Here is a 25,364-nt window from a genome sequence, read left to right as displayed (position 1 = left end):
CCGCCCCTTCGGGCGGCTTTCTGCTGTCTCATGATCAAGAAACCCGCTCAGGAGGGAGACATGTCAGCGTCGTCGTCCAGTGTCGCAACCCCCGCAGCGCCCGAGATTCTCGGACGTTCGCCACGTCTTGTCCTGGCGTCCGGCTCGCCGCGTCGGCGTGAGCTGCTGGCCAGTATCGGTGTCAAGTGTGAGGTGGCCCCGGTCGACATCGATGAAACACCTCGTCCCGATGAGTCGCCGGAGCACTACGTCATGCGCATGGCGCGTGAGAAGGCACAGGCCGGATTCAGGCGATTGGACAAGGGGGAGGCTGAGGCGGTGGTGCTCGGAGCCGATACCGCCCTGGCGCTGGATGGCCGGATTCTGGGCAAGCCTCGCGATGAAGCGGATGCCCGCGAGATGCTGATGGCGCTTTCCGGTCGTCGTCATCAGGTCCTGAGCGCGGTGACGCTCTGCCATCGTCAGCAGGCGTCCGCCTCGAACGAGCCGTCACCATCCCTGTGCTGCGAGAGCGAGCTGGTCGAGAGCCGCGTGACATTTCGCGCCATCCATCGTGAGGAGGCCGCGCGGTACTGGGCCACGGGAGAACCCGCGGACAAGGCCGGCGGCTACGCGATCCAGGGGCTGGGCGCCATCTTCGTCAGCCATCTTGAAGGCAGTTACAGCGCGGTGGTCGGGCTGCCATTGCACGAGACGTCCCGCTTGCTCATGGCTAGGGGCATTGCCTGCTGGCAGTCGTGACGGTGGGCGGGCGGGCAGGGGGCCGCCGAGGGGATTGTGGAAAATCAGCCGCCGGTGACATCGTTAGTCGATAGACCACAGCCGGGGGCTGCCTTGCTATGTCATAATCGCAAGCAACGACTTTACAAGGACTTGCGCTATGAGTGGCGAGGTATTGATCAACCTGACACCGATGGAGACCCGCGTTGCGGTCGTCGAGAACGGTGTTCTGCAGGAAGCGTTCATCGAACGCAGCGGTCGGCGCGGTATCGTCGGCAATATCTATCGCGGCAAGGTGGTGCGCGTGTTGCCCGGCATGCAGGCGGCATTCGTGGACATCGGTCTCGAACGTGCCGCTTTCATCCATGCGCAGGAGGTGATGCCCGCGCATACCCCGCATGATGAGCAGCTGTCGATCCGCGAGCTGCTCAGCGAAGGTCAGCCGCTGGTGGTGCAGGTCACCAAGGACCCCATCGGCACCAAGGGCGCGCGTCTGACCACGCATCTGTCGGTACCATCCCGCTATCTGGTCTACATGCCCGACTCTCCCCACACCGGGGTGTCGCAGCGTATCGAGAGCGATGTCGAGCGTGAGCGGCTCAAGGAGATGACCGAGCGCTGCCTGACCGAGCTTGACCCGGACGCTCCGGGGGGCTTCATCCTGCGCACGGCCGCCGAGGGCATCAGCGAGGCGGAGCTCAAGCAGGACATGCATTTCCTGCTGCGGCTGTGGCGCAAGGTCAGCGAGCGGCGTCTGACTGCCGCCGTGCCCAGCGTGATCTATGACGATCTGCCACTGTTCATGCGTACCCTGCGTGACGTGATGCGAGACGAGATCGAGCGTGTGCGCATCGATTCCCGCGAGAACTATCTGCGCTTGAAGGAGTTCTCCAGCGAATTCATGCCGGACATGGAAGGGCGCATCGAATATTACCCCGGCGAGCGGCCGATCTTCGATCTGTTCAGCGTCGAGGATGAGCTTCACAAGGCGATGGGGCGCAAGGTCCAGCTCAAGAGCGGCGGCTATCTGGTGATCGACCAGACCGAGGCGATGACCACCATCGACGTCAATACCGGTGGCTTCGTCGGGCATCGCAATCTTGAAGAGACCATCTTCAAGACCAATCTCGAGGCGGCCACGGCGATAGCCCGCCAGCTGCGTCTGCGCAATCTGGGTGGCATCATCATCATCGACTTCATCGACATGGAAGAGGCCGAGCATCAGCGTCAGGTGCTCAGAGTGCTCGAGAAGTCGCTGGAGCGGGACCATGCCAAGAACAAGATGACCGGCGTGACCGAACTGGGGCTGGTGCAGCTGACCCGCAAGCGTACCCGCGAGAGTCTGGAGCAGGTGCTGTGCGAAGCCTGTCCGACCTGCCAGGGGCGCGGCACCCTCAAGACGCCGGAGACGGTCTGCTACGAGATCTTCCGTGAGATCATGCGCGAAGAGCGTGCCTACAGTCCGGATACCTACATGGTGCTGGCCTCCCAGAATGTGGTGGACCGTCTGCTGGATGAAGAGTCGGCCTCGGTGGCGGACCTCGAGAGTTTCATCGGCAAGACCATCCGTTTCCAGGTCGAGGCGCATTATACTCAGGAGCAATATGACATCGTTCTCATGTAAGGTGCCCGCCATCTGTGTTTCCGCCGGTGGAGTCTCGCCATCGGTGCATTGATACACTCGTTCCCCCTGCTGGCACAGCAGGGCGATGCATGGCCCTCGAGGTCGGGTGCCTCCCTCCTGCGTAGGCGTGAGGTAGCGTGTCATCATGTTTGCTCGGAGATCCGCGTGTGACCTCTTCCTCGGATGAGCCGCAAGTGCCACCCGCTGAGTCAGACAAGCTGACAGCGGCGGATGGACCGACGGAGTCGGCCGCCACGGCCGGTGATGCTCCGTCATCTCATCAAGCCTCGTCTCCCGTCCCTTCGCCTTCACGGCGGCGGCGCTGGGGGCGAAGGCTCTTGATGGCGCTGGCGGTGCTGCTGGCGATGCTGGCGATCGTGATCGGTGGCCTGCGCTGGTGGCTGACGACGCTGGAATCTCGCCGTGACGCGATCAGCGACTTCATCGCCACCCAGACCCACTCCAATGTCGGGATGTCATCGCTTGACGGGCGAATGGACTATCTCGACCCGGCCATCAAGCTCTCCGGTCTGAACCTCTTTCGGCCCGACGAGATGGAGGCGGCCCCGCTGTTGAGCGTGGAGCATCTCGAATCGCGGCTTGATGTGCTGTCCTCCCTGCGCCATCTGGCGCCCGTGTTTGACCGTGCGACCGCCACTGGCGTCATCGTTCACCTCTATCAGCATGACGATGGCAGCTGGGGCTGGCCGGGGCCGCCGCGCCCGCCTGAAGCCCTCGAGCCCAAGGGGCAGATGAGCCTGGAACAGCTCGAGCAGGGCCTGGCACTGCTGGCGCGTCAGCGCGTGAGGCTCGAGGATGTACGTCTCGTGCTGCATGGACGCAACGATACGCTCAATCTGAACGCGGCCGAGTTGTTGCTGGCCGGTGATGGTGAGCGCGCTCATCTGGAGGGGCAGCTGCGCGTGGGGGAGTCGCCCCAGGCCGGCGTGAGTGCCGTGCTGGAAGTACTGCCCGGCGACGCGGGGCTCGCCGATTATTCCGCGCAGCTGCAGGTGGAGCTGGATGCCGGTGCACTGGCCAGTGTCGGGCGCCTGATCGGTGAGCGCGACAGCCTGATGCTGCGTGATGCTGATGGCAACGCCACGCTGTGGGCGCGCTGGCGAGAGGCACGGCTGGAAGACGCTCGCCTGCGTCTCGATCTCAATCGCCTGACGCTGGATCACGATGGCGCCATGCTGGCCCTCAAGGACATCCATGCGCGGGGGCAGTGGCTGCGGGATCTGTCGGGCGGGGATCGCTGGCAGGCGTGGCTCAATCAGCTCTCGGTGGGAGCCTCGCAGCTCGATGACGCCGTCGTGAGTGACGGTGAGGCACAGGTGGCCCAGCGCTCGGATTCTCCATCGGATTCAGATTCCGCTTCACAGGAGCCGCCTGCTCGATTGCAGGCCGCGCTTGCCAGCCTCCCTGAGCGTATCTCCCTGTCGGGGGATCTTGCCGATGGCAGTGTCTCGCTTGTGACCGGTCGCTTCGATTTGGCGCGGGTGGCGCGCTGGCGCAACGTGCTGGAGCTGGGCGAGCTGGGCGAGATACTTGAGACACTCGATCCGCGTGGCACCGCCACCGGACTGTCCCTGTCACTGGCCAATATCGGCCTTGAAGCCCCGCTGAGCATGACGCTGGCGCTTGGCCTGACGGATACCGAGGTGGAACCCTGGGAGGGCGCTCCGGGGCTCGGGCCGCTGGCGGCGTGGGTCACGGCGCGGAGTCGTGATGAAGGGGGCATGCAGGGCAGTGTCACCTTCCAGGGAGCCCCCGGCATGCGATTCCATTTCCCGGAGGTCTTCGGTGACAGCTGGTCACTTGAGTCCGCGCAGGGGGTGGTGGACTGGCAGGTGGATGATGCCGGCAGCCAGATCAGCGGGCGTGATCTGGATATCTCGCGTCATGGCGCCAGGGTGACGGGACGCTTCGGGTTGCAGATCCCCACGGATGATGCGGACCGCTTCCAGCTGGATCTGGACATGCAGGATGTGGATGCTCGCAGCATCCCGCTGGCGGACTGGCTGCCGCTCAAGGTACTGGACCCCTCCCTGCGCGAATGGCTGACACGTGATGTGGCAGGTGTCGTGCCAGAGGGTTCTCTGCATCTGGAGCAGGTCTGGGATGAGGACAATGGCGAGAATGGCTACGGCCCCGGGGACGCGATGGATCTCGAGCTTGCCATCGAGAACGGGCGGCTCGGCTATGTCGAGGGCTGGCCCGCGCTTGACGGCGTGAAGGGCAATCTCGAACTGCATGACAATGATCTCACGGCCAGTGTCGAGTCGGCGTACTCACGGCCGGTCGCGCTGGGTAGCGCGCAGCGTCTGTCGGTGGATCAGGCCAAGGTCGACATGCACGATGACATCCTGGATATCCAGGGGGATGTCACGGGCAGTGTCGAGGCGCTGTTCGATCTGCTCTCGCATGCACCGCTTGAGGACACTGCGGAGCTGCTGGCCGAGTGGCAGGGCAAGGGCTCCGTGGCGGCGGCCATGAAGATTCGCGTACCGCTTGAAGATGCCGAGCAGGCGCGGGTGGAGGTGACGGGCAAGGTCGGTGAGAGGCAGGCGGCAAGCCTGGCCTTCCCCGGGCCGGGCATCGAGATCGCCGGCATTCGCGGCCCGCTGGCATTCGTGCATGACCCCGCGCGTCCTGAAGGACAGCGCGAGCAATTGACCGGCGACCTGTCAGGGCAGCTGTTCGGTGGCGCGGTCAAGGCGGCACTCAATATCGGTCAGGCGGATTCGGCCAGCAAGGGGGCGGTGACCTTCAGTGGCCAGGCGCCGCTGGCACCGGTGCTGAGCTGGCTGGGGGCTCCCGAGACGCTGCTCGGTGATGCGGCGCAGGATAGCCGTGCCGCACTGAATCAGGGAGATAGCCCGCGTGCGCTGGGCGGCACGTTCGATTATCAGGCGCGTCTGATGCTGCCCGAGGAGGGAGCCAGCCTGCAGCTGTCGAGTGATCTCAAGGGCGCGGCCATCAATCTGCCGGCCCCCTTCGGCAAGGCGCGCGATGAAGCCGCGGCGTTGTCGGTGGAGGTCGGGCTCGCCGAGGGCGGTGGCGATGTCGTGCTCGCCAATCGTGCCCGCGCTCGCTGGCAAGGCGGCAATACGCGTGATGATGGCAGCAAGGTGCCGATGACCGGCCAGCTGTGGCTGGAACGTTGGCCGAGCGACCCGCAATGGCCGTCCCGCACGGGGTGGGATATCGCCTGGCGGACGCCGACGCTGGCACCTGAGCTCTGGTCATCATGGGGCGGGGCGCTATCCGGCGCGAGTGGCGATGATGGAGCCAGTGGCAGCGGTGGCGATGCACTCAGCGAGTTGTCGCGGCTGCGCGTTGCCACCGATTGTCTGATGATCCAGGATCGGTGTACCGGCCCGATGACGCTTGAGGCAGCGCCTCGTCAGAGCTCTCAACAGCAAGCGCTGGGGCTGGCGGCCACTCTGGAGGGCAGGCTCGCCAGTGGGGAGCTCGTCTGGCAGTCCGGGGCCGCGCGGCCGTTGATTCTGGATCTCGATCATCTTGATCTCGACGCGCTGTGGCCGCCACAGACCCGGGAAACCCCCGAGCCTGCGCCAAGCAACTTCACCGAGGCCGTGGCCACCGGGGTCGAGCCGACTCCCTACCCAGCGGCGCTGGCCGAGCTGCCGGCAGGCAGCCTGCGCCTGGCACGTCTCATCTGGCGCGAGCAGCAGCTGGGGCCCATCAGTGCAGAGTGGCAGTCGGATCAACAACGGCTGGTGGTGTCCCCCCTCGCCATTACCGTGGGCGACATGACGGCCCAGGGCAACATCACCTGGGAGGATGCCGGTGCCAACAGTCTGACGCGCGCTCGTCTTTCCGCGGATGGCAGCGATCTGGGCGGGCTGCTGGAGCGGTTGTCCCAGCCACGCGGCATCGAGGCCGAGCGCGCACGCGCCGAGGCCAAGCTGGCCTGGCCGGGGGCGCCGCAGGACTTTGCGCTGTCGCGCTCCAACGGGCGGCTCGAGGTCAAGCTGGACGACGGACGTTTCCTGAATCTCGGCTCGGCGTCCGCGCGGCTATTGGGATTGGTCAACGTCGACAATCTGCTGCGTCGTCTGTCGCTGGATTTCTCGGATGTGACCGACAAGGGCACGGCCTTCGACAAGGTGCGGGGCGCCGCGACTCTCTTTGCGGGGCGTCTGGAAAGCGATGGCCCCTTGCGTATCGAGGCGCCGTCCACCACCGTGACGCTCAACGGGCAGGTTGACCTGCTTCGCGGTACCCTTGATCAACACATGGCCATCACGGTGCCGGTCAGTCAGAACCTGCCGTTGGCCGCCGTGCTGGCAGGCGCCCCCGCCGTGGGCGGTGCGCTGTTCGTGGCCGACAAGATCTTCGGTCGCTTCATCGACAAGGTGACGCAAATTCACTATCGGGTATCAGGCCCCTGGGGCGACCCGAACATTACTCTGGAAAGTGCCGAATGACGCAAAATGCGAGTTCCGGTCGCGTGCTCGACGATGCCGCGGCCCTGTTGCTGACCCCGGGCGGACTCAGCCTGGATGATCTGGATGCCGGCCTGGCACATGCCATGGGTCCGGGTACCGACTATGCCGACCTCTACTTCCAGCGTATCTGGCAGGAGAGCTGGGTGCTGGAAGATGGTGTCGTCAAGGACGCCAGCTACAACATCGATGGTGGCGTCGGCGTGCGCTCACTGGCGGGAGAGAAGACAGGCTTCGCCTATTCCAATCAGATCGATGCCGCCGCGCTTGCCGACACCGGTCGCACTGCCGCCGGCATCTCACGCAGTGGCAGCAATGGCACGGTCGCCCGTTCGATCATCACCGAGGCACCGTCCTTCTATTCCGGCATCGACCCGCTCAATGGCCTGAGTGCCGAGGACAAGGTCGCGTTGCTCAAGGAAGCGGACCGCATCGCCCGCAGCCTTGACCCGTCCATCAGTCAGGTCTCGGCCTCGCTGTCGGCGCTTTACGAGGTGGTGATGGTGCGTGCCAGTGATGGCACCCTGGCCGCGGACCTGCGTCCGCTGGTGCGCTTCAACATCAGCGTGATCGCGGTGCGCAATGGCCGTCGTGAGCGTGGCAGTGCCGGTGGCGGCGGACGCTTCCCGCTGACCCGTCTGCGTGACGACAACGTCGCCGAGCGCTACGCGCGGGAAGCCGTGCGTCAGGCACTGGTCAATCTCGAGGCCGTCGATGCGCCCGCCGGGCAGATGCCGGTGGTGCTGGGCAATGGCTGGCCGGGCGTGCTGCTGCACGAAGCGGTCGGTCATGGTCTGGAAGGGGATTTCAACCGCAAGGGCAGCTCCGCCTTCGCGGGGCGCATGGGTGAACAGGTCGCGGCGCGCGGCGTCACCGTGGTCGACGATGCGACGCTGGCGGACCGCCGTGGCTCGCTGTCGGTGGACGATGAAGGCACGCCGGGTCAGTACACGCCGCTGATCGAGGATGGCATCCTCACCGGTTACATGCAGGACAAGCTGAATGCCCGCCTGATGGGCATGGCGCCGACGGGCAATGCGCGTCGCGAGTCCTTTGCGCACCTGCCGATGCCCCGCATGACCAACACCTACATGCTGGGTGGCGATCGTGACCCGCAGGAGATCATCAAGAGCGTCAAGCGCGGCCTCTATGCGGTCAGCTTCGGCGGTGGCCAGGTGGACATCACCTCCGGGCGCTTCGTGTTCTCCGCAAGCGAAGCCTATCTGATCGAGGACGGCAAGGTGACCACACCGGTCAAGGGCGCGACCTTGATCGGCAACGGCCCGGAAGCCATGGGCCGCGTCTCGATGATCGGCAATGATCTCGAGCTGGATACCGGGGTCGGGGTCTGTGGCAAGGACGGTCAGTCGGTGCCGGTCGGGGTCGGCCAGCCGACGCTGAAGCTCGATGAGCTGACGGTCGGTGGCACCCAGTCATGAACCGGTGCGCTTGATCAGCAGAGAAGCGATATGACGACGCCGCCGTGGCAGGGCCGCGGCGGCGTCGATGAAGCGTGAGGTGTCAGAATTACAGATCGAGCTCGGCACGCAGCAGCCTGAAGAGCTTCTTGGCGCTGTTGGGCTGCTTGCCGGCATCACGCTCGGCGCGTGAATTGCGGATCAGCTGACGCAGTGCCTGGCGGTCCACCTCCGGGTAGTCCTCGACGAAGATCACGAAGGCTTCGTCGTCCTCGATCAGGCGATCGCGCCAGCGCTCCAGGCGCTGGAAGGAGGCATCCCGGCGGATGCTCTGCTGCTCCATGCTCTGGAAGACGGCGTTGATGGCCTCGAGGTCTTCCTTGCGCATCAGCTTGCCGACGTACTGCATGTGACGGCGCAGGCCTTCATGACTGCGAATGCGTCCGCACTCATCGATGGCGGCCAGCATGTCATCGGAGAGCGGGAACTTGGCGCGCTGACCGGCCGGCATGTCGATGATCTTCTTGCCGAGGGCCTGAAGCTCGATCATTTCACGCTTCATCTGGGATTTGCTGGGACGCTCGACGAGCTCCTCAGGTCTTTCTTTACGCATGCCAATTCCAACGAGTCGGGGAAATTTGCGGCAGTATAGCACTGCCAGCGCCCCGTCTCCTCAGAAGGAGAACAACATGAGCCAGGCCTTTGATGCCGTTGCTCAGCAACAACTGCTGGAGCGCCGCGTCAGCGAAGCGCTCGAGCTGGCCCGCAGTCTGGGAGCCGATGCCTGTGAGGTGGGCGCCAGCGTCGATCAGGGCGTCAGCATCTCGGTGCGTGACGGAGAAGTCGAAACCGTCGAGCTGTCGCGTGACCAGGGGATCGGCGTGACCGTGTATCTGGGCAATCGCAAGGGCAGCGCGACCTCTTCCGACGCCGGTAGCGACTCGATTCGTGCCGCGGTCGAGAAAGCGGTCTCCATCGCTCATTACACCGGCGAGGACAGCTTTGCCGGATTGGCGCCGGCCGAACTGATGGCCACCGATTTCCCGGACCTTCAGGCGCATCACCCCTGGGCGATCAGCGTCGATGATGCGACGGATCTGGCGCTGGCGTGTGAGCGTGCCGGACTGGAAGTGGAAGGCATCGCGCAATCCGAAGGTGCCAGCTTCTCCAGTGGGGAAGGTGTGCAGGTCTACGGCAACAGCCACGGTTTCCTGGCCAGTCAGTGCGGCAGCCGACACTCGATGTCCTGCATGTTGATCGCCAGGGATGAACAGGGCATGCAGCGTGACTATGACTACACCAGCGTGCGCAACCCGGCCGACCTGCGCTCCCCGGAGGATGTGGGGCGTGAGGCTGCGCGCCGCACGCTGGCACGCCTCAACGCGCGCAAGGTGGCGACGGGGCGCATGCCGGTCATGTTCGACCCGCAGATGTCGGCAGGCCTGGTAGGGCACTATCTGTCCGCCATCGCGGGTGGCTCGCTGTATCGTGAGTCCAGCTTCCTGTGCGACAGCCTGGGTCAGCCGCTGTTCCCTGACTGGTTCACCCTCGGCGAGAAGCCGCGTGAGGTGGGTGGCATGTCGAGTGCCGCCTTCGACAACGACGGTGTCGCCACGCGTGACAATGTCTACTTTGCCGACGGCAAGGTGCAGAGTTACATGCTGAGCGCCTACAGTGCTCGTCGTCTGGGCATGCAGACCACCGGCAACGCGGGCGGTGCGCGCAACGTGCGCATCACCGCGCCGCTGACCTCACGTGACGAGATGCTCAAGCAGATGGGCACCGGCGTGCTGGTGACCGAGCTGATGGGTCAGGGCGTCAACGGCGTGACCGGTGACTACTCGCGTGGCGCTTCGGGCTTCTGGGTCGAGAATGGCGAGATCCAGCACGCGGTCGAGGAGTTCACGATCGCCGGCAATCTGCGTGACATGGCCGCCAATCTGCTGGCGGTCGGTGATGATGTCGATACCCGGGGCAGCATCCACTCTGGCAGCTGGCTGATCGATGGCATGACCGTTGCCGGCATGTCCGAAGGTGAAGACGATGAGCTGGAAGGCTGATCGCTGACGCTTCTGTCTCTGCGCGAGAGTCCAGAAAACAACACGGCCGCTCCCTTGGGAGCGGCCGTGTTGTTTTCTGGAGCAGTCACTGGAATCCATCAGGCGTATTACAGATAGAGCCAGGTCGCCAGGCCCAGGAAGGCCATGAAGCCGATCACGTCGGTCACGGTGGTCAGGATCACGCTGCCGGAGAGGGCCGGGTCGATATTGAGCTTCTTGAGCAGTATCGGCAGCAATGTCCCGGTCACGGCCGCGATCAACAGATTGATCATGATGGCGGCACCGATGATGGCCCCCAGCTGGACATCACCGAACCAGACGATGGCGATCCCGGCGACCACCACCGCCCACAGCAGGCCATTGAGCCCCGCGACGATGATTTCGCGCTTGAGAAGCCAGCGCACGTTGCCACTCTTGACGTGTCCCAGTGCGATGCCGCGAATCAGTACCGTCAGTGCCTGTGAGCCGGCAATGCCGCCCATGCTGGCGACGATGGGCATCAGTACCGCCAGCGCGGTGATCTTCTGGATGGTGCCCTCGAACATCCCGATCACGGCGGACGCCATGAAGGCGGTCAGCAGGTTGATGCCAAGCCAGATGGCGCGACGCCAGGAGGTGCGCATCACCGGGGAGAAGGTATCTTCATCCTCGTCCATCCCCGCCATCGACATGACCTGGTGCTCGGCATCGCCGCGGATGACGTCGACCACGTCATCGATGGTGATGCGCCCGAGCAGATTGCCATCACCGCCGACGACAGGCGCCGAGATCAGGTCATGCTTCTCGAACAGCGAGGCGACCTCGCTCTCCGGCATCAATGCCGGAATCACCACGCTGTCGGTATCCATCACCTCGCGCACCGTGACACCGGGGTCAGAGACCAGCAGGCGGTTGATGGGCAGGGCGCCGATGAATTCATCGCGGCGCGAGACGACCAGCAGGGTGTCGGTGGAATCGGGAAGTCGCTCGTGACGGCGGATGTAACGCAACACGACATCCAGGGTGATGTCCGGACGGATGGTGATGGTGTCCGTATTCATCAAGCCGCCGGCAGTGTCCTCGGGATAGGACAGCACCGTCTCGACCCGCTGGCGTTCCTGCGCCTCCATGGAGTCGAGGACTTCGAGAATCACGGCATTCGGAAGCCGCTGGAGGATGTCGGCGACATCATCCGGTTCCAGATTCTCGGTGGCGGCCAGGACGTCCTCGGCATCCATGTCCTTGAGGAAGTCGCTCTGGATATCCTCGCCAAGGTATTGGAGCACATCGCCCTGAAGTTCGGCGTCGACCAGCTCCCAGAGCAGGTTGCGCTCCTTGGGGGGGGAGGATTCCAGCAAGTGGGCCACGTCCACCGGTGCCAGGCCGCGATTCAGCATGCGCCTTGCCTGATCCAGCTCGCCACTTTCCAGTGCCTGTGACAGGCGATCAAGTCTTGGCTTGAGTTTGCGTGACGTCTTGCTCATCTGTCGGCTTCCCCTGTCGACATGAAGGACAGCGTTGATTCTACCATTGGCGCAGGGGGGCGCGTCGACAAAAGAAAACACTGTTTCTTATCGATAGGGCAATCAGCGCGGAAAAAGTGGCAGAAAGCCGGCGGGCGGGGGATGTCAGACGGGGTGCGGCGGCGTCATTCTTCCTCTTCGAAGCGCGCCTCGAACAGGGACTCGATCGCAGACAGGGCCTCATCTGCCTGTTCGCCCTCGACATCGATGATCAGCGCCGTGCCACACGGGGCTGCCAGCATCAGCAGCGCCATGACGTTGGCCGCGTTGGCGCGTCGCTCACCGTGACTGACCATGACCGTGGCCTCGAAGGGCGCACAGCAGTTGACCAGCTTGGTGGCAGCGCGAGCATGCAGCCCGCGCTTGTTGGTCAGAACCAGTTCACGACTGGGCATCGTGTGACTCCTGACGGGTATCGCTGATCGCCAGGGCCGTATGGATCCCCAGTTCCCGGTGGCGTAGACGCACCTCAGGAAGCTGCTTGGCGAAATGTTCGGCCAGCTGCTCGCAGAGATAGACGCTGCGATGCTGGCCACCGGTACAGCCCACCGAAACGGTCAGGTAGCTGCGATTGCTGGCCTGATAGGCGGGCAGCCAGCGTTCCAGCCAGCCGGCGATGTCATCCTGCATTGCCTTGACGTCCGGGTAGCGCTGCAGGAATTCCGCCACGCTGTCATCACGACCGGTATCGCTGCGCAGATTGATGTCCCAGTAGGGGTTGGGCAGGCAGCGGGCATCGAACACCATGTCGGCATCGGTCGGCACGCCATGCTTGAAGCCGAAGGACTCGAAGGTGAGTGTCAGATGACGAGAGCTGTGCTGCGCGACCTGTTCGGTGATGCGCGAGCGCAGGTCATGCACGCTGAGGTTGGTCGAGTCGATGACAAGATCCGCCTTCTGACGAATCGGGGCCAGTGTCTGCTGCTCGATCTCGATGGCCTCGGCCAGCGTGCGGTCATTGTCGCGGGTCAGCGGATGACGGCGGCGGGTCGCGGAATAGCGTTCGAGCAGGACACGGGAGTCCGTGGTCAGGTAGACGACCTGCACATTCATGCCGCTCTGACGAACGCTGTCGAGCAGTTCAGGGAAGCGACTCAGGGCATCGGGGAGGTTGCGCGCGTCAATGGAGACCGCGATGCGCCGGCGGGTGGGGCTGTCCTTTTCCAGCTGCTCGACCAATGGTGCCAGCAGCATGCCGGGCAGATTGTCGATGGCATAGTAGCCAATGTCTTCCAGCGCCTGGAGGGCAATCGATTTGCCGGAACCGGAGCGACCACTGATGATCACGATCTTCATGGAGTGCTCTCCCAGGGCGAGGTCAGCATGAGGTGAAAGCGGAGGGTGCCTGAGGCCAGTCAGCGACAAGCCCGGAGCGAGTCCGGGCTTGCAGGTTCAGCGCGCCGGCAATTCGGCGATGGCCGAGGTCAGGGCATCGAACAATGCTCGCTGGCTGTCTGCCTGGCGCAATGCTGCCCGGTTGGTGGGCGAGTTGAGCAGTTCCGCCACCTGGCCGAGCAGAGTGAGATGGGTGTCATCTGCCTCCTCGGGGACCAGCAGCACGAACAGCAGATCGATGGGTTCGCCATCGATGGCGTCAAAGTCGATGGGGTCACCGAGCTTCATGAACGCCGCGATGGGGGTCTTGCAGTGTGGACTGCGTGCATGTGGCACGGCCACGCCGTGGCCGATACCCGTCGAACCCAGTCTCTCGCGCCCGATCAGGCGCGAGAAGACTTCCTGGCTGTCCAGGCTGGGAATGTTCTGAGCAATGAAGGTGCTGAAGAATTCCAGCACCCGCTTCTTGCTCCCCCCGGGGACGCCGTAGAGCGTGCGCTCGGGGGGAAGAATCTGATCAAGTGTCATGGCAGAAGGTCAACGGGTCCCGGTGCCCTGAGAGCGAGCCTGGGACTTTTCCTTGTGTTTGACCAGCTGGCGGTCCAGCTTGTCGGCGAGCGCGTCGATGGCAGCGTACATGTTGGGGTCTTCTGCCAGGGCATGGAGGTCGGCGCCAGCGGCGTGCAGGGTGCAGGCAGCCTGTTGGCGTTCCTTCTCGATCGACAGTGTCACCTGAACATTGGTGATGTTGTCGTAATGCCGTTCGAGGCGAGCGAGCTTCTCGTTGACATAATCGCGGAGAGGATCGGTGAGTTCCACATGATGCCCGGTGATATTCACTTGCATGGACACGCTCCTTTATCCAGCGGGTTGCCTTTGAATTGTAACCCTTTTTGACTGCGAGCAAACCCTGATTGAACGCGCGGCCACTTTCTGACTCCGGCCATGGTCTCGTGGCGATCATCTGCTGGCGAGAGCGGCGGTGCCGGTGTACCGAGCGTCTACCCCGACAATGCCCAAGCTTTGAACAAAGATCAACGCTGCGCTGCATCGTGGCGCAAGGCTTGTCTTCAACCCAGCGAGGGATATCAGCAGGTTCTTCATGAGCATCGCCTCGCATCACGGACGGAATGGGGCTCGAGAAACCGGCCGTTTGTGGCCAATGTCAGCATTTACGTCGACGTTCGTGTGGCAGGAGTCGGTGGCGACCCCTGGCTATCTGTCCGTGGGATGTGAGGGAAAAAGAAAGCACTCTGGAGAAAAGTGGCTGGAAAAATAGGCAATTGGGGGCGTGAAGTCACTCACGCAGTCGCAAGGACAGGCATTGCCAACCGGTATTCAGACGACCGATTGGCAGATGATGCCAGGATGGCAGGTGCAAGGGGGCGAGCTTCAGCGCTCCGACGTGTGGAGCCCGCTGGCCTGCGGGTATCCGTTGTCGAGACTCACGCCAAGCGCTTGCGCTCGCTGGAGGAGGGGATGCCCATGGCCTCGCGATACTTGGCGACCGTCCGGCGCGCTACCTCGATGCCATCACTGGCCAGCAGATCCACCAGGCGTGAGTCGGACAATGGCTTGCGCGCCGGTTCTTCCGAGATCAGCTTGCGAATGCGCGCGCGGATCGCGGTGCTGGAATGCGCGTCACCGTTGCCGCTGCCACCCACCTGACTCGAGAAGAAGAACTTGAGTTCGAACACGCCTCTCGGGGTGTGGATATATTTCTGGGTGGTCACCCGCGAGATGGTGGATTCGTGCATCTCGACCACTTCCGCGATGTTGGCGAGGATCAGCGGCTTCATGCCTTCTTCCCCCTGCTCGAGGAAGTCGATCTGGCGCGCCATGATCTCGCGGCCCACCTTGAGCAGGGTGTCATTGCGTGAGGACAGGCTCTTCATCAGCCAGCGGGCTTCCTGAAGGTTGTCCTTGAGGAAGGTGTTGTCCGCGGACTTGTCGGCCCGCTTGATGAGGGCGGCATATTCCGGCTGGATACGCAGCTTGGGCAGCGCTTCCGGGTTGAGCTCGACCTGCCAGCCGTGACGCGTATGACGGACCAGCAGGTCCGGGATGACGTAATCACTGGCAGGCTCACCCCAGGCGGACGCCGGGCGCGGGTCGAGCGCCCGTACCAGACGAATGACGTGATCCAGTTCATCATCATCCAGGCTCAGGCGACGCTTGAGCAGCTTGCGATCGTCATTGCCCAGTGCCTCGAGGAATTGCCGCACCAGACGGCGGGCCTGGGCCAGCAGCGGCAGATCGTCCGGCAGCAGGGCCAGCTGCAGCAGCAGGCATTCCCGCAGGTCTCGAGCGAACACACCGGTGGGATCGAACTGCTGAAGGCGCAGCAGGACCTGCTCGAGTTCCGACGCCTTGAGGCCGGGCAGTCCCTGACCTCGCAGACCATCGACCAGTTCGTCCAGGCTCATGCTCAGGTAGCCGGCCCCATCCACCGCATCGATCAGACTCTCCGCCATCTGGCGTTCACGCGCATCGAGGTCCGTCATCGCCAGCTGCCAGCGCAGATGGTCCTGCAGGCTTTCGACACTGGTGTTGCGATCGAAGTCCGGCCCGTCCTCGCTCGAGCTTCCGCTGCCGGAACTGGTCAGACTGCCTGCGTGATCCTGGTAGAGGTCCGACCAGTCACTGTCGAGAGGGTATTCTTCAGGAATCTCGCTGTTGGTCTCGGAGGTGGAGATCTCGCTCTTGTCCTGTGTCTCCGCGACATCCAGCGACTCGTATTCCTCGTCAAGCTCCAGCATGGGGTTTGACTCAAGCGCCTGCTGTATCTCCTGACGCAGGTCCAGCGTCGACAACTGCAGCAGCTGGATCGCTTGCTGAAGTTGCGGGGTCATTGTCAGGGAAGTGCCGAGTCGAAGCTGCAAGGTGGGTTTCATGGGGTCTGTCATTCACGGCAAAGGAACGTGCATCTACGCTATACCGTGGGTCGGGGCACTGACAAGGGGCAGTCGAGAATATTCAAGCAACTTGCATGCCATGTTGCCACCAAGGTGGTATGGACGTCATGCATTCGAGTGAGGTGTGGCAGAGCAGGAGGGTTCACGGGGAGATCACGCAAGCGCATGTCGAGGCGCTTGCGTGAGGGGGCGGGGAACGAGGCCCCGACAGTGAAGCAGGAAGTGGCGGGTGCTGGAGGGTGCTGGTGAGAGCAGAAGAGGTCGGACGGCTCTCGTCAGGCTGACGGCTCTTACCAGGCTGACGGCTCTTACCAGGCTGACGGCACTCTCGGGCTAGAGCTTGAACTCATGGCCCAGGTAGACATCACGCACTTGCTGGTTGGCGAGGATGGTGTCGGCGTCGCCATGCGCGATGATCTGGCCATCGCCCACGATGTAGGCGGTATCGCAGATGTCGAGTGTCTCGCGCACGTTGTGATCGGTGATGAGCACCCCGATGCCGCGGTCACGCAGCTGGCGCACGATGCTCTTGATCTCGCCCACCGAGATGGGGTCCACGCCAGCAAACGGCTCATCGAGCAGCACGAAGTCCGGCTCGGTGGCCAGTGCGCGAGCGATCTCCACGCGGCGGCGCTCCCCGCCGGAAAGGCTCATGCCGGCACTGTCACGAATATGCGTGATGCTGAACTCGTTGAGCAGCTCCTCCAGGCGTGCCTTGCGTCCGTTGCGATCCAGGTCCTTGCGCGTCTCGAGGATCGCCATGATGTTGTCGGATACCGAGAGCTTGCGGAAGATCGAGGCTTCCTGGGGCAGATAGCCGATGCCGGCGCGAGCCCGCTGATGCATGGCGGCGCCGGACAGGTCGTGGTCATCGATGGTCACGCTACCGGCATCCGAGCGCACGAGGCCGACGATCATGTAGAACGAGGTCGTCTTGCCGGCCCCGTTGGGGCCCAGCAGGCCTACGATGTCACCCTGGCGGATTTCCAGCGAGATGTCCTTGACGACCTTGCGACCCTTGTAGGCCTTGGCCAGATGACGAGCGCTGAGGGTACGTGGGCTGGCAGCAGTCATGCTCATTGGTCCTTGCTGGCATTGGCGCCACGTGGCGTCAGGGTCATGTGGACGCGTGACCCCTCGGAGGATGAGGCATCGGTGCCATTGCTGGCATTGACCTGGCGCTTGTCCAGGAAGTATTCCACGTAGCCGCCTTCGAAGGTGTCGTCGCCTTTCTCCAGACGGGCATCGCCGACCAGTTCCACCCGGCGCTCCAGCGCGTGGTAGCGAATGGTATTCGCCCAGCCCTTGACCAGTCGCTCGTCGGTATCGGGTTTCTGCTCCATGTAGGCGCGCTGGCCGGTGGCCTTGACGAGGGAGATCTCGCCGCTGTCGGCGCGACTGATGTCCACGCGCGCGGCATCCAGCTTCATGCTGCCCTGGCGCATTTCCACGCGACCGGTATAGGTGGCCGTGCCGGCCTTGTCATCCAGTGACAGTGAGTCGGCGGCAATGTTGATCGGCTGGTTGGCATCGCTGTCCAGCGCTAGTGCGGTCGGGGAAAGCGTCGTCATGCCAAGTGCCAGGCCAAGGGCCATGACACCGGGTCTGAGTGTCTGGCGCCAGACCGTCAAGGGCGTGAGAGTCGTTGAAGTCATGGAGTGCTCCTTGGCAGAACTGGTAAGGCTTCACGATCACTCAGGCCATCGTGAAGCGGAAATCGGGGAGAGAGGATTCGGCGCATGCAGGGGCGCGCTCACTGATCCTGGGCCGGTGCGGCATCGAAGGTGCTGGAGACGCGGCCATCATCGTCACGGGTGGTGTCATTGCCGGTGTCGAGAGTCTCGGCTTCCCGGGCGGCATCGCTCTTGCCCTTGCCGGGTTGCAGGGTACTGCGGACGCGGCCTTCCAGCTGGGCGGAATCCTGAGAGAGGTCAGCGCTGAATCGGTCACTCTCGACGCGTTGACCATTCTGGGTGATCACCACCGGCACGTCACTCCAGGCACGGTTCTGCTCACGACTGTAATGCAGCACGTCGGTGTCCAGTGTCCAGGCATCCGAAGGCTGGCGCAGTCTGGCATTGCCCTCGAGGGTGAAGGTGTCGCCGCCGGCGCTCAACACGCCACTGTCACCCGTGGCGTACCAGCGACGGTCTTCGCTGTCGTTGGTACGGATCTTCGGTGCCTGCGCACGCGTCACGTCATCGCCTGGCGTGTGTTCGATGTGCGGGGAGGTCATCGACTGGATCGACACTCCCCGCGCATCGAAGCGCGTCATGTCAGCCCCCTCGAGATAGTAATCCGGCTCATCACTGCTGGCGTCGACATCCACTGTCGACTCCAGACTGTTGCGCTGCTCGATCAGGGCCATGACGCCGCCGACCAGCAGGAGCAGCAGCATCAGCCACAGGCGCGGAGAGGGACGGGGCAGACGTGGCATCAGGCGCGCGACTCCTGCAGATAGGTATCCAGCACCGAGGCCCAGTGGCCCTGTGCCTTGAGCAGCAGATCACAGATCTCGCGCACGGCACCATCACCGCCCTGACGCGTGGTCACCCAGTTGGCTTCGCTCATCACATAGGGCATGGCGTTGGGAACGCTGACCCCCAGACCGACGCGACGGATGGCTTCGCGATCCGGCAGGTCATCTCCGCAGTAGGCCACGTCATCCAGTGCGATATCGTGCTCGCGACACAGGTTGGTCAGCGCGACCAGCTTGTCCTCGCGGCCCTGAATGACGTCCTGGATACCCAGCTCCTTGGCGCGACGTTCCACCATCGGCGAGCTGCGACCCGTGATCAAGGCGACCCGGATACCGCTGCGCAGGATCAGCTTGAGGCCGTGGCCATCCTGGACATGGAAGCTCTTGGTTTCCACGCCATTGGCATCGTAGTGCAGCCGGTTGTCCGTCAGCACGCCGTCCACATCCAGCGCCAGCAGGCGCACGCGACGTGAGCGGTCGATGATGTCCTGGGGGTAGTCCTCCGCCAGGGAAGTGATGTCATTCATGGTCTTTCTCCTCGCATTCCGTGCATGCGTGACGCATTCCTGTAGGCGACGGCTGCCAACGGCTGCGTGCTGCCTTCGCCAGACTCACGGGACTGTCGTGCAGAGACAGCAATCCCGCGGGGGAGTTCAGATCACGCCGCTGGCCAGCAGGCCGTGCATGTGGATGGCGCCGATCGGGTGCTCATCCTCGTCACAGACTACCAGAACGCTGATGCGGTTTTCTTCCATGATGCGCACCGCCTCGGCGGCCAGCATGCTGGAACGGATGGTCTTGCCACCGCGCGTCATGACGTCATCGACCTTGAGCGCACGCAGATCGCCGTGCTGATCCAGGGTGCGGCGCAGATCCCCGTCGGTATAGACGCCGACCAGATGCTCGTCCTCGTCGATCACGCAGGTGAACCCCATGCCCTGGCGGGTGATCTCGAGCAGCGCATCGCGCAGCGGGCTGCCCAGCGCCACGCGTGGCAGGGCATCGCCTTGATGCATGACGTCCTGGACGCGCAGCAGCAGTCGCCGCCCAAGGCTGCCACCGGGATGAGAGAGTGCGAACTCCTCGGCGGTGAAGCCGCGGGCTTCCAGCAGTGCCACGGCCAGCGCATCCCCCATCACCAGTGCGGCGGTCGTGGAGGCCGTCGGTGCCAGGTTCAGCGGACAGGCCTCCTGGGCGACGCTGGTGTCCAGGTGTGCGTCTGCATCACGCGCGAGCGTCGAGCCGGGCTTGCCGGTCATCGAGACCAGCGGCGTCCCCATGCGCTTGAGCAGTGGCAGCAGGGCGGTGACTTCGGCGGTTTCACCGGAATTGGACAGTGCCAGCACCGTGTCCGACGAGGTGATCATGCCGAGATCCCCATGGCTGGCTTCGCCGGGATGCACGAAGAACGCCGGCGTGCCGGTGCTGGCCAGAGTCGCCGCGATCTTGCTGGCGATATGGCCGGATTTCCCCATGCCGGTGACGATCACCCGGCCCTTGGTCGCCATCATCAGCTGGCAGGCACGATCGAACTCTGCATCCAGCTGGTGCTCCAGTGCCGCGATGGCGGCGCCCTCGATCGCGAAGGTGCGTCGGGCGCTGGCGCGGAAATCCGCCTGCATGGCGGCGTGATCGCGGCCGCTGGAGGGCGAATCATCGGCAGTGGAAGACATGTCGGAGGTGGCGGGCTGGATTCTGGAGGACTTGGTCATGTTCAGATTGTTGCCTGTGTGTGGCCAGGACTCAAGGTACGTGAGAGAGGCGTCACTCACGCGCTGCAACGGCTCGGGCGTGATGCTGACACGGGGCGGATGGCCTGATCGTTCCGGCCTGTCCGCCCATAGGCGTCAGCGAGTCAGGCTGATGGCAAGCCAGGCCGTGTAGCCGAGGTAGCAGGCCAGCAGCACCAGCCCCGGACCACGGCCGATGCGCCCGCGACGCTGCCAGATGAGCAGGGCGGCCAGCATCAGGGTCAGGCCGAGCATCACCGGGTAGTCGCGACTGATGGCGCTGCCATCCACCGGTCCCGGTGCCAGCAGGCCCGGTACCGGCAGGACGGCCAGGATGTTGAAGAGGTTGGAGCCGATGACGTTGCCGATGGCGATGTCGTGATGGCGCTTGAGTGCGCTGGCCACGCTGGCCGCGAGCTCCGGCAGGCTGGTGCCGATGGCGATGACGGTCAGCCCGATGATCAGTTCGGGGACGCCGAGTGCCTGGGCGATATCGGTGGCGCCCCAGACCAGCGCGCGTGAGCTGGCGATCAACACCGCCAGACCGAAGAGCAGCCAGAAGATGGCGCGTCCGGCGCTCATCTCGGGGACGTCATCCTGACTCTCGGCGTCACTCGGCGAGTCGACCTTGAACAGCCAGACAAGCGTGAACACCAGCAGTGCCAGCAGCAGGATGCCATCCAGACGCTCGAGCCCGCTGTTGGAGAGGGCATAGCCCCCCAGTGCCGTCGCGGCCAGCAGCAGCGGCAGTTCACGGCGCACCAGGCCGAAATGCACCGGGATGGGAGCGATGAGCGCCGTGACGCCCAGCACCAGACCGATGTTGGCGATGTTGGACCCCAGAGCATTGCCGGTGGCGATGTCGGGGGTGCCGTCAAGTGAGGCCATGATCGAGACCACGATCTCCGGCGCCGAAGTGCCGATGGAGACGATGGTCATTCCGATGAGCAGCTTGCTCATGCCAGCTCGCCATGCGGTAGCGGCGGCGCCTTCGACGAAGCGATCGGCGCTCCAGACAAGACCTATCAGGCCAAGGATGACAGCGAGGATGGGATATAGCATCGGAACTCTCGGGGCAGGAGGCAGGGCAGCGGCTTGTCGCCAGTGACCGCGCCATTAAACGCATCCCCCCAAGGCATTGCAAGGCAAGGGATCGCATCTGCGGGATGCGATGGACCCTGCAACGGACTGGTAGTGAGGGGGCGGGTTCGGATACGATGTTCGCTAACTAACTTGATTCCCGAATGACGTGATCCATGAACTCCAAGATTCGGACTCGCGGCACAGTGCCAGGCGACGGATTGCCCATGGCCAGTGTCGTGACTCCCTCACAGCGGATGCTTCTATGACTGAATTACCCGGTCAGGCTGCTACAGCGACCGCTGCGGCCGGCGCTGATGCATCGCCATCCTCTCGCCGTGGCTCCGCTGACATCGACCTCGACGACGCATTGATTCGTGTCGAAGGCCTGCGTTTCACCCGTGGAGAGCGCGAGATCTTCTCCGGGATAGACCTGAAGATTCCGCGTGGCAAGATCACCGCCATCATGGGGCCCTCCGGTACCGGCAAGACGACGCTGCTCAAGCTGATCGGGGGGCAGTTGACCCCGTCCGCCGGGCGTGTGGATATCGCCGGTCACCATGTGCATGCCCTGTCGCGGCGCGAGCTGTTCCGCATGCGGCGTCGCATGGGCATGCTGTTCCAGAGTGGTGCGCTGTTCTCGGATCTCAGCGTGTTCGAGAACGTGGCCTTCCCGTTGCGAGTCCATACCAATCTCCCCGAGGCGATGATCCGCGACATCGTGCTGATCAAGCTCGAGTCCGTCGGGCTGCGTGGGGCGCGTGAACTGATGCCCGCCGAGCTCTCCGGTGGCATGACGCGGCGTGTCGCGCTGGCACGCGCCATCGCACTGGATCCGGACCTGATCATGTACGACGAGCCCTTCGCCGGTCAGGACCCCATCTCGATGGGCGTGCTGGTCAATCTGATCCGTCGCCTCAACGATGCGCTGGGCATGACGGCGGTGGTGGTCTCTCACGATATCAAGGAGACGCTGACCATCGCCGATTACGTCTATGTGATCGCCGATGGCAAGGTCATGGCGCAGGGCACGCCACAAGCCCTAAACGCCGAGGCGGACCCGCGCGTGGCCCAGTTCATCCACGGCAAGCCGGATGGACCGGTGCCGTTCCACTATCCCGCGCCGGATTTCGCCGGCGACATTCTCGATGGCAGAGAAGCGGCCAGTGGCACTTCACAGAGAGGGCAATCAGCATGAGCGGTCTGAATCGTGGCCCGCTGGGGGCCATCACCTCGCTGGGGCGCAGCACCATCGAGGTGATCTCTGCCATCGGACGCGCCGGCATGCTGCTGGCGCAGGCGGGCGTCGGCCTGCCATCCCGTGAGGGGTTCTCCCTCTGGGTGCGTCAGATGCACTTCGTCGGCGTGCTGTCACTGGCGATCGTGCTGGTGTCGGGGTTGTTCATCGGCATGGTGCTGGCCTTGCAGGGCTATACCATTCTGGTCGGGTTCGGTGCTGAGGAGGCGCTTGGCCAGATGGTGTCGCTGTCGCTGCTGCGCGAGCTGGCCCCGGTCGTGGCGGCGCTGCTGTTCGCCGGGCGCGCCGGCTCTGCCCTGACGGCCGAGATCGGCCTGATGAAGGCGACCGAGCAGCTCACCAGCATGGAAATGATCGGCGTGGATCCCCTCAAGCGGATCGTCGCTCCGCGGCTGTGGGCCGGTTTCGTGTCCCTGCCGCTGTTGACCATCGGCTTCAGCGTCGTGGGGATTCTGGGTGGCAAGCTCGTGGGTGTCGATTGGCTCGGCATCTACGAAGGGGCCTACTGGAGCAGCATGCAATCGAATGTCGACTTCGTCGGGGATGTCATGAACGGCGTCGTCAAGTCACTGGTCTTCGGGCTGGTGGTGAGCTGGATCGCTGTCTTCCAGGGCTATGACCTGATCCCGACCTCGGAAGGCATTTCACGCGCGACCACACGTACTGTGGTTTATTCGTCGCTGGCGGTGCTGGGACTCGATTTCGTCCTCACAGCCGTCATGTTTGGAGATATTGGATGAAACGTACCCGCATGGTCGAGTTCGGCGTGGGCCTGTTCGTACTTGCCGGTTTTCTGGGCATGGTGTTCCTCGGGCTGCGCGTCAGTGGCGTCACCTTCCAGCAGGCGGATGACACCTTCGTGCTCAATGCCAACTTTTCAGGGATAGGAAGCCTCAAGCCGCGGTCCAAGGTGACCATGGCGGGCGTGGCGATCGGCAGCGTCGAGAAGATCGAGCTGGATCCCAAGTGGTTTGACGCCCGTGTCACGATGAAGCTGGACAGCAGCCTCAAGGGCAAGTTGAGCAAGGACACCACGGCTGCCATCCTGACCTCCGGTCTGCTGGGCGAGCAATATGTCGGCCTGACCACCGGGGGGGATCCGGAAACGCTGGAGGATGGCGACACCATCCGGGATACCCAGTCGGCACTGGTACTGGAAGAGTTGATTCAGCAGTTCGTCTCCAATTTCTCGAAGAGCTGACGCAGGCCTGACTCGCCGTTGGCGCGATGCACATTTTCAAGGAGCAAATCCGATGACCCATATCCTCAAGCAGCTGATTCGTCCACTGAGCGTATTGAGCCTGTCTGCCATGATGGCGATGAGCCCGCTGGCCTCTGCCGCTTCCCAGGAGCCGGACGTGCTGCTGCGTGATACCGTCGAAGGCCTGACCACCAAGATCGACAGCCGCGAAAGCTATTACAAGGATCACGTCGACGAGCTGGAAGCGCTGGTCGACAACTCCCTCGAGCCGGTCGTGGATTACCGCTACATCGCGGCAAGCGTGATGGGCAAGTACTTCAAGGGTGCCTCTCCGGAACAGCGTACCGAATTCTCCAAGGTCTTCCATGACACCCTGATCGGTACCTACGCGAAGGGCCTGGTGAGCTTTGACTATGCCAAGCTCGAAGTGAAGGACAGTGAAGGCGAGCGTCGTTATGAAGATCAGGACACCGTCTACATGGACGTGATCGACACCAAGGGCAAGGTGTACCCGGTGGCCTATTCCATGCGTCTGCGCAATGACGAGTGGAAAGTGGTCAACGTGATCGTCAATGGCGTCAATCTGGGCCTGACCTTCCGCAATCAGTTCGACCAGGCCATGCGTGACAATGGCCGTGATATCGATGCCGTCATCAAGGGCTGGCAGCCGGATGTCGACCTGGAAAAGGACAGCGGGGAGAGCGCGGGCGACAGCGACAGCTGAGCCTGACCACTGGCGATATGACCATGAAAACACTCTTCGATGATGATGACGTGACCCTGAGCGCCGGCGATGGCTGCCTGACGCTGAGCGGTCAGCCGGATTTCGATCACGCCTCCGAGCTCGCCGAAGTGGGCTGCAAGTGGCTCGGGCAGCATGCAGAGGGCATCGAGATCGATCTCTGTGGCGTCGGTGGCGCAAGCACCGCCACGTTGAGTGTCCTGCTGGAGTGGCAGCGTCATCTGGCGCGCCATTCGGGGCATGTCACGCATCTGCGTCTATCGCCTGCGCTCAAGCGTCTGGCCTCCGTCTCTGGCCTCGATGTCCTGTTGCCGGGACTGGAGGCCACGGGTCAGGCGTCGGATTCGGCGCCTCGCCCTGAGGTCGATGCTGTCTGATCGTGCTCCGGCCGGGCTGCCCAGCCGCTCGATCACCACCACTGCGCGCGGGAACGTGGGAGGCAGGAGGCTGCCGCCAATCGCGTTCCCGCGCGCTTTTGATTACCATGTGCGGTCATATCGCCCAGGTCGAAGCGCAGCGTAATGTGCCTGGCCCGGACATGTACCGCGAAGGAGTCATCGCCCGTCATGCAACCGAATGATGTCAAGGCCCTGCTCGAGGCTCGAATCGAGAACGTCGATTTTCATATCCAGGGTGAAGGATGCAACTTCCAGGTCGTCGCCGTGGGCGAGGTCTTCGCTGACCTCAGTCGCGTCAAGGCCCAGCAGTTGGTCTACGCCGCACTCAATGACGAGATTCGCTCTGGCGCGCTTCACGCCATCAGCATTCGTACCTATACCCCGGCGCAGTACGATGCTGCCGTCGGCAACGCCCAGAGCTGATCGG

24 protein-coding genes are annotated in these 25,364 nt (G+C 63.6%); 11 read left to right on the top strand and 13 right to left on the bottom strand.

The window, feature by feature from the left end; genetic code table 11:
• Positions 1-60 precede the first annotated feature (60 nt).
• The 4 genes from ACZYGA_RS05890 (at position 61) to tldD (ending at position 8,258) form a co-directional block, all read left to right on the top strand.
• Complete coding sequence (locus tag ACZYGA_RS05890) at positions 61-741, top strand: Maf family protein (protein WP_479398577.1); 681 nt, start codon at positions 61-63, stop codon at positions 739-741.
• A gap of 139 nt (positions 742-880) precedes the next feature.
• Positions 881-2,344 carry a ribonuclease G gene (gene rng / locus ACZYGA_RS05885; RefSeq protein WP_077371558.1) on the top strand — a complete coding sequence of 488 codons (1,464 nt, stop codon included), beginning with the start codon at positions 881-883 and terminating at the stop codon, positions 2,342-2,344.
• A gap of 341 nt (positions 2,345-2,685) precedes the next feature.
• Positions 2,686-6,801 (top strand): YhdP family phospholipid transporter, encoded by a 4,116-nt coding sequence (locus tag ACZYGA_RS05880; protein ID WP_479398576.1) that lies wholly within the window; start codon positions 2,686-2,688, stop codon positions 6,799-6,801.
• Entirely contained in the window at positions 6,798-8,258 is a 1,461-nt protein-coding gene (gene tldD / locus ACZYGA_RS05875) for a metalloprotease TldD (RefSeq protein ID WP_084209229.1), read from the top strand. Before ACZYGA_RS05880 ends, tldD begins: the two co-directional genes overlap by 4 nt.
• Before the next feature lie 88 nt (positions 8,259-8,346).
• Here the strand turns inward: tldD and yjgA are convergent, their stop codons facing one another.
• Positions 8,347-8,850: a ribosome biogenesis factor YjgA gene (gene yjgA / locus ACZYGA_RS05870; protein ID WP_077371567.1), complete on the bottom strand. Its 504-nt coding sequence runs from the start codon at positions 8,848-8,850 to the stop codon at positions 8,347-8,349.
• Between the two features lie 76 nt (positions 8,851-8,926).
• Between yjgA and pmbA the strand changes: the two genes are divergently transcribed.
• Positions 8,927-10,297, top strand: a complete 1,371-nt coding sequence (gene pmbA, locus ACZYGA_RS05865; protein WP_084209228.1) for a metalloprotease PmbA — start codon at positions 8,927-8,929, stop codon at positions 10,295-10,297.
• A gap of 107 nt (positions 10,298-10,404) precedes the next feature.
• On the opposite strand, the gene mgtE is transcribed toward pmbA, so the two are convergent.
• The 12 genes from mgtE to ACZYGA_RS05805 all read right to left on the bottom strand — a co-directional run bounded on the left by mgtE (position 10,405) and on the right by ACZYGA_RS05805 (position 21,320).
• Positions 10,405-11,760, bottom strand: coding sequence for a magnesium transporter (mgtE, locus tag ACZYGA_RS05860; protein WP_077371573.1), 1,356 nt, complete (start codon positions 11,758-11,760; stop codon positions 10,405-10,407).
• 164 nt (positions 11,761-11,924) lie between these two features.
• On the bottom strand, positions 11,925-12,194 hold the full coding sequence (locus ACZYGA_RS05855) for an HPr family phosphocarrier protein (RefSeq protein ID WP_077371575.1): 270 nt from the start codon (positions 12,192-12,194) through the stop codon (positions 11,925-11,927).
• Positions 12,181-13,095, bottom strand: coding sequence for an RNase adapter RapZ (gene rapZ / locus ACZYGA_RS05850; protein WP_479398575.1), 915 nt, complete (start codon positions 13,093-13,095; stop codon positions 12,181-12,183). The genes ACZYGA_RS05855 and rapZ overlap by 14 nt, the downstream gene beginning before the upstream one ends.
• Positions 13,096-13,191: 96 nt before the next feature.
• A complete protein-coding gene (locus tag ACZYGA_RS05845) occupies positions 13,192-13,662 on the bottom strand; it encodes a PTS sugar transporter subunit IIA (RefSeq protein WP_084209227.1) in 471 nt (156 codons plus the stop codon).
• A 9-nt stretch (positions 13,663-13,671) separates the two neighbouring features.
• Positions 13,672-13,980 (bottom strand): ribosome hibernation-promoting factor, HPF/YfiA family, encoded by a 309-nt coding sequence (gene hpf / locus ACZYGA_RS05840; protein ID WP_043332555.1) that lies wholly within the window; start codon positions 13,978-13,980, stop codon positions 13,672-13,674.
• A gap of 599 nt (positions 13,981-14,579) precedes the next feature.
• Positions 14,580-16,028, bottom strand: a complete 1,449-nt coding sequence (locus ACZYGA_RS05835; RefSeq protein ID WP_077371583.1) for an RNA polymerase factor sigma-54 — start codon at positions 16,026-16,028, stop codon at positions 14,580-14,582.
• Between the two features lie 354 nt (positions 16,029-16,382).
• Complete coding sequence (lptB, locus tag ACZYGA_RS05830) at positions 16,383-17,123, bottom strand: LPS export ABC transporter ATP-binding protein (protein ID WP_103751363.1); 741 nt, start codon at positions 17,121-17,123, stop codon at positions 16,383-16,385.
• A gap of 2 nt (positions 17,124-17,125) precedes the next feature.
• Positions 17,126-17,704 carry a lipopolysaccharide transport periplasmic protein LptA gene (gene lptA / locus ACZYGA_RS05825; protein WP_240499585.1) on the bottom strand — a complete coding sequence of 193 codons (579 nt, stop codon included), beginning with the start codon at positions 17,702-17,704 and terminating at the stop codon, positions 17,126-17,128.
• 98 nt (positions 17,705-17,802) lie between these two features.
• Complete coding sequence (gene lptC, locus ACZYGA_RS05820) at positions 17,803-18,486, bottom strand: LPS export ABC transporter periplasmic protein LptC (RefSeq protein WP_279855189.1); 684 nt, start codon at positions 18,484-18,486, stop codon at positions 17,803-17,805.
• Complete coding sequence (locus ACZYGA_RS05815) at positions 18,486-19,055, bottom strand: KdsC family phosphatase (protein WP_077371591.1); 570 nt, start codon at positions 19,053-19,055, stop codon at positions 18,486-18,488. Before ACZYGA_RS05815 ends, lptC begins: the two co-directional genes overlap by 1 nt.
• A gap of 126 nt (positions 19,056-19,181) precedes the next feature.
• The gene (locus tag ACZYGA_RS05810) at positions 19,182-20,150 is read right to left on the bottom strand and encodes a KpsF/GutQ family sugar-phosphate isomerase (protein ID WP_218015045.1); all 969 of its coding nucleotides are present in this window, start codon (positions 20,148-20,150) and stop codon (positions 19,182-19,184) included.
• A gap of 225 nt (positions 20,151-20,375) precedes the next feature.
• Positions 20,376-21,320: a calcium/sodium antiporter gene (locus ACZYGA_RS05805; RefSeq protein WP_084209224.1), complete on the bottom strand. Its 945-nt coding sequence runs from the start codon at positions 21,318-21,320 to the stop codon at positions 20,376-20,378.
• A 283-nt stretch (positions 21,321-21,603) separates the two neighbouring features.
• Between ACZYGA_RS05805 and ACZYGA_RS05800 the strand changes: the two genes are divergently transcribed.
• From ACZYGA_RS05800 to ACZYGA_RS05775, 6 genes are all read left to right on the top strand, one after another.
• Positions 21,604-22,536 carry an ABC transporter ATP-binding protein gene (locus ACZYGA_RS05800; protein ID WP_077371597.1) on the top strand — a complete coding sequence of 311 codons (933 nt, stop codon included), beginning with the start codon at positions 21,604-21,606 and terminating at the stop codon, positions 22,534-22,536.
• A complete protein-coding gene (gene mlaE, locus ACZYGA_RS05795; protein ID WP_077371600.1) occupies positions 22,533-23,336 on the top strand; it encodes a lipid asymmetry maintenance ABC transporter permease subunit MlaE in 804 nt (267 codons plus the stop codon). Before ACZYGA_RS05800 ends, mlaE begins: the two co-directional genes overlap by 4 nt.
• Positions 23,333-23,797 carry an outer membrane lipid asymmetry maintenance protein MlaD gene (gene mlaD / locus ACZYGA_RS05790; RefSeq protein WP_077371603.1) on the top strand — a complete coding sequence of 155 codons (465 nt, stop codon included), beginning with the start codon at positions 23,333-23,335 and terminating at the stop codon, positions 23,795-23,797. The genes mlaE and mlaD overlap by 4 nt, the downstream gene beginning before the upstream one ends.
• A gap of 52 nt (positions 23,798-23,849) precedes the next feature.
• Positions 23,850-24,521 carry an MlaC/ttg2D family ABC transporter substrate-binding protein gene (locus tag ACZYGA_RS05785; RefSeq protein ID WP_084209223.1) on the top strand — a complete coding sequence of 224 codons (672 nt, stop codon included), beginning with the start codon at positions 23,850-23,852 and terminating at the stop codon, positions 24,519-24,521.
• A gap of 23 nt (positions 24,522-24,544) precedes the next feature.
• The gene (locus ACZYGA_RS05780; protein WP_279855188.1) at positions 24,545-24,916 is read left to right on the top strand and encodes an STAS domain-containing protein; all 372 of its coding nucleotides are present in this window, start codon (positions 24,545-24,547) and stop codon (positions 24,914-24,916) included.
• A gap of 189 nt (positions 24,917-25,105) precedes the next feature.
• Complete coding sequence (locus tag ACZYGA_RS05775) at positions 25,106-25,360, top strand: BolA family protein (protein WP_077371613.1); 255 nt, start codon at positions 25,106-25,108, stop codon at positions 25,358-25,360.
• Positions 25,361-25,364: the final 4 nt, after the last annotated feature.

The organism is Cobetia sp. BL01 (genome assembly GCF_056493605.1).
Note: the sequence above shows the minus strand (reverse complement) of the source record. Positions and strands in the feature narration are given on the sequence as shown.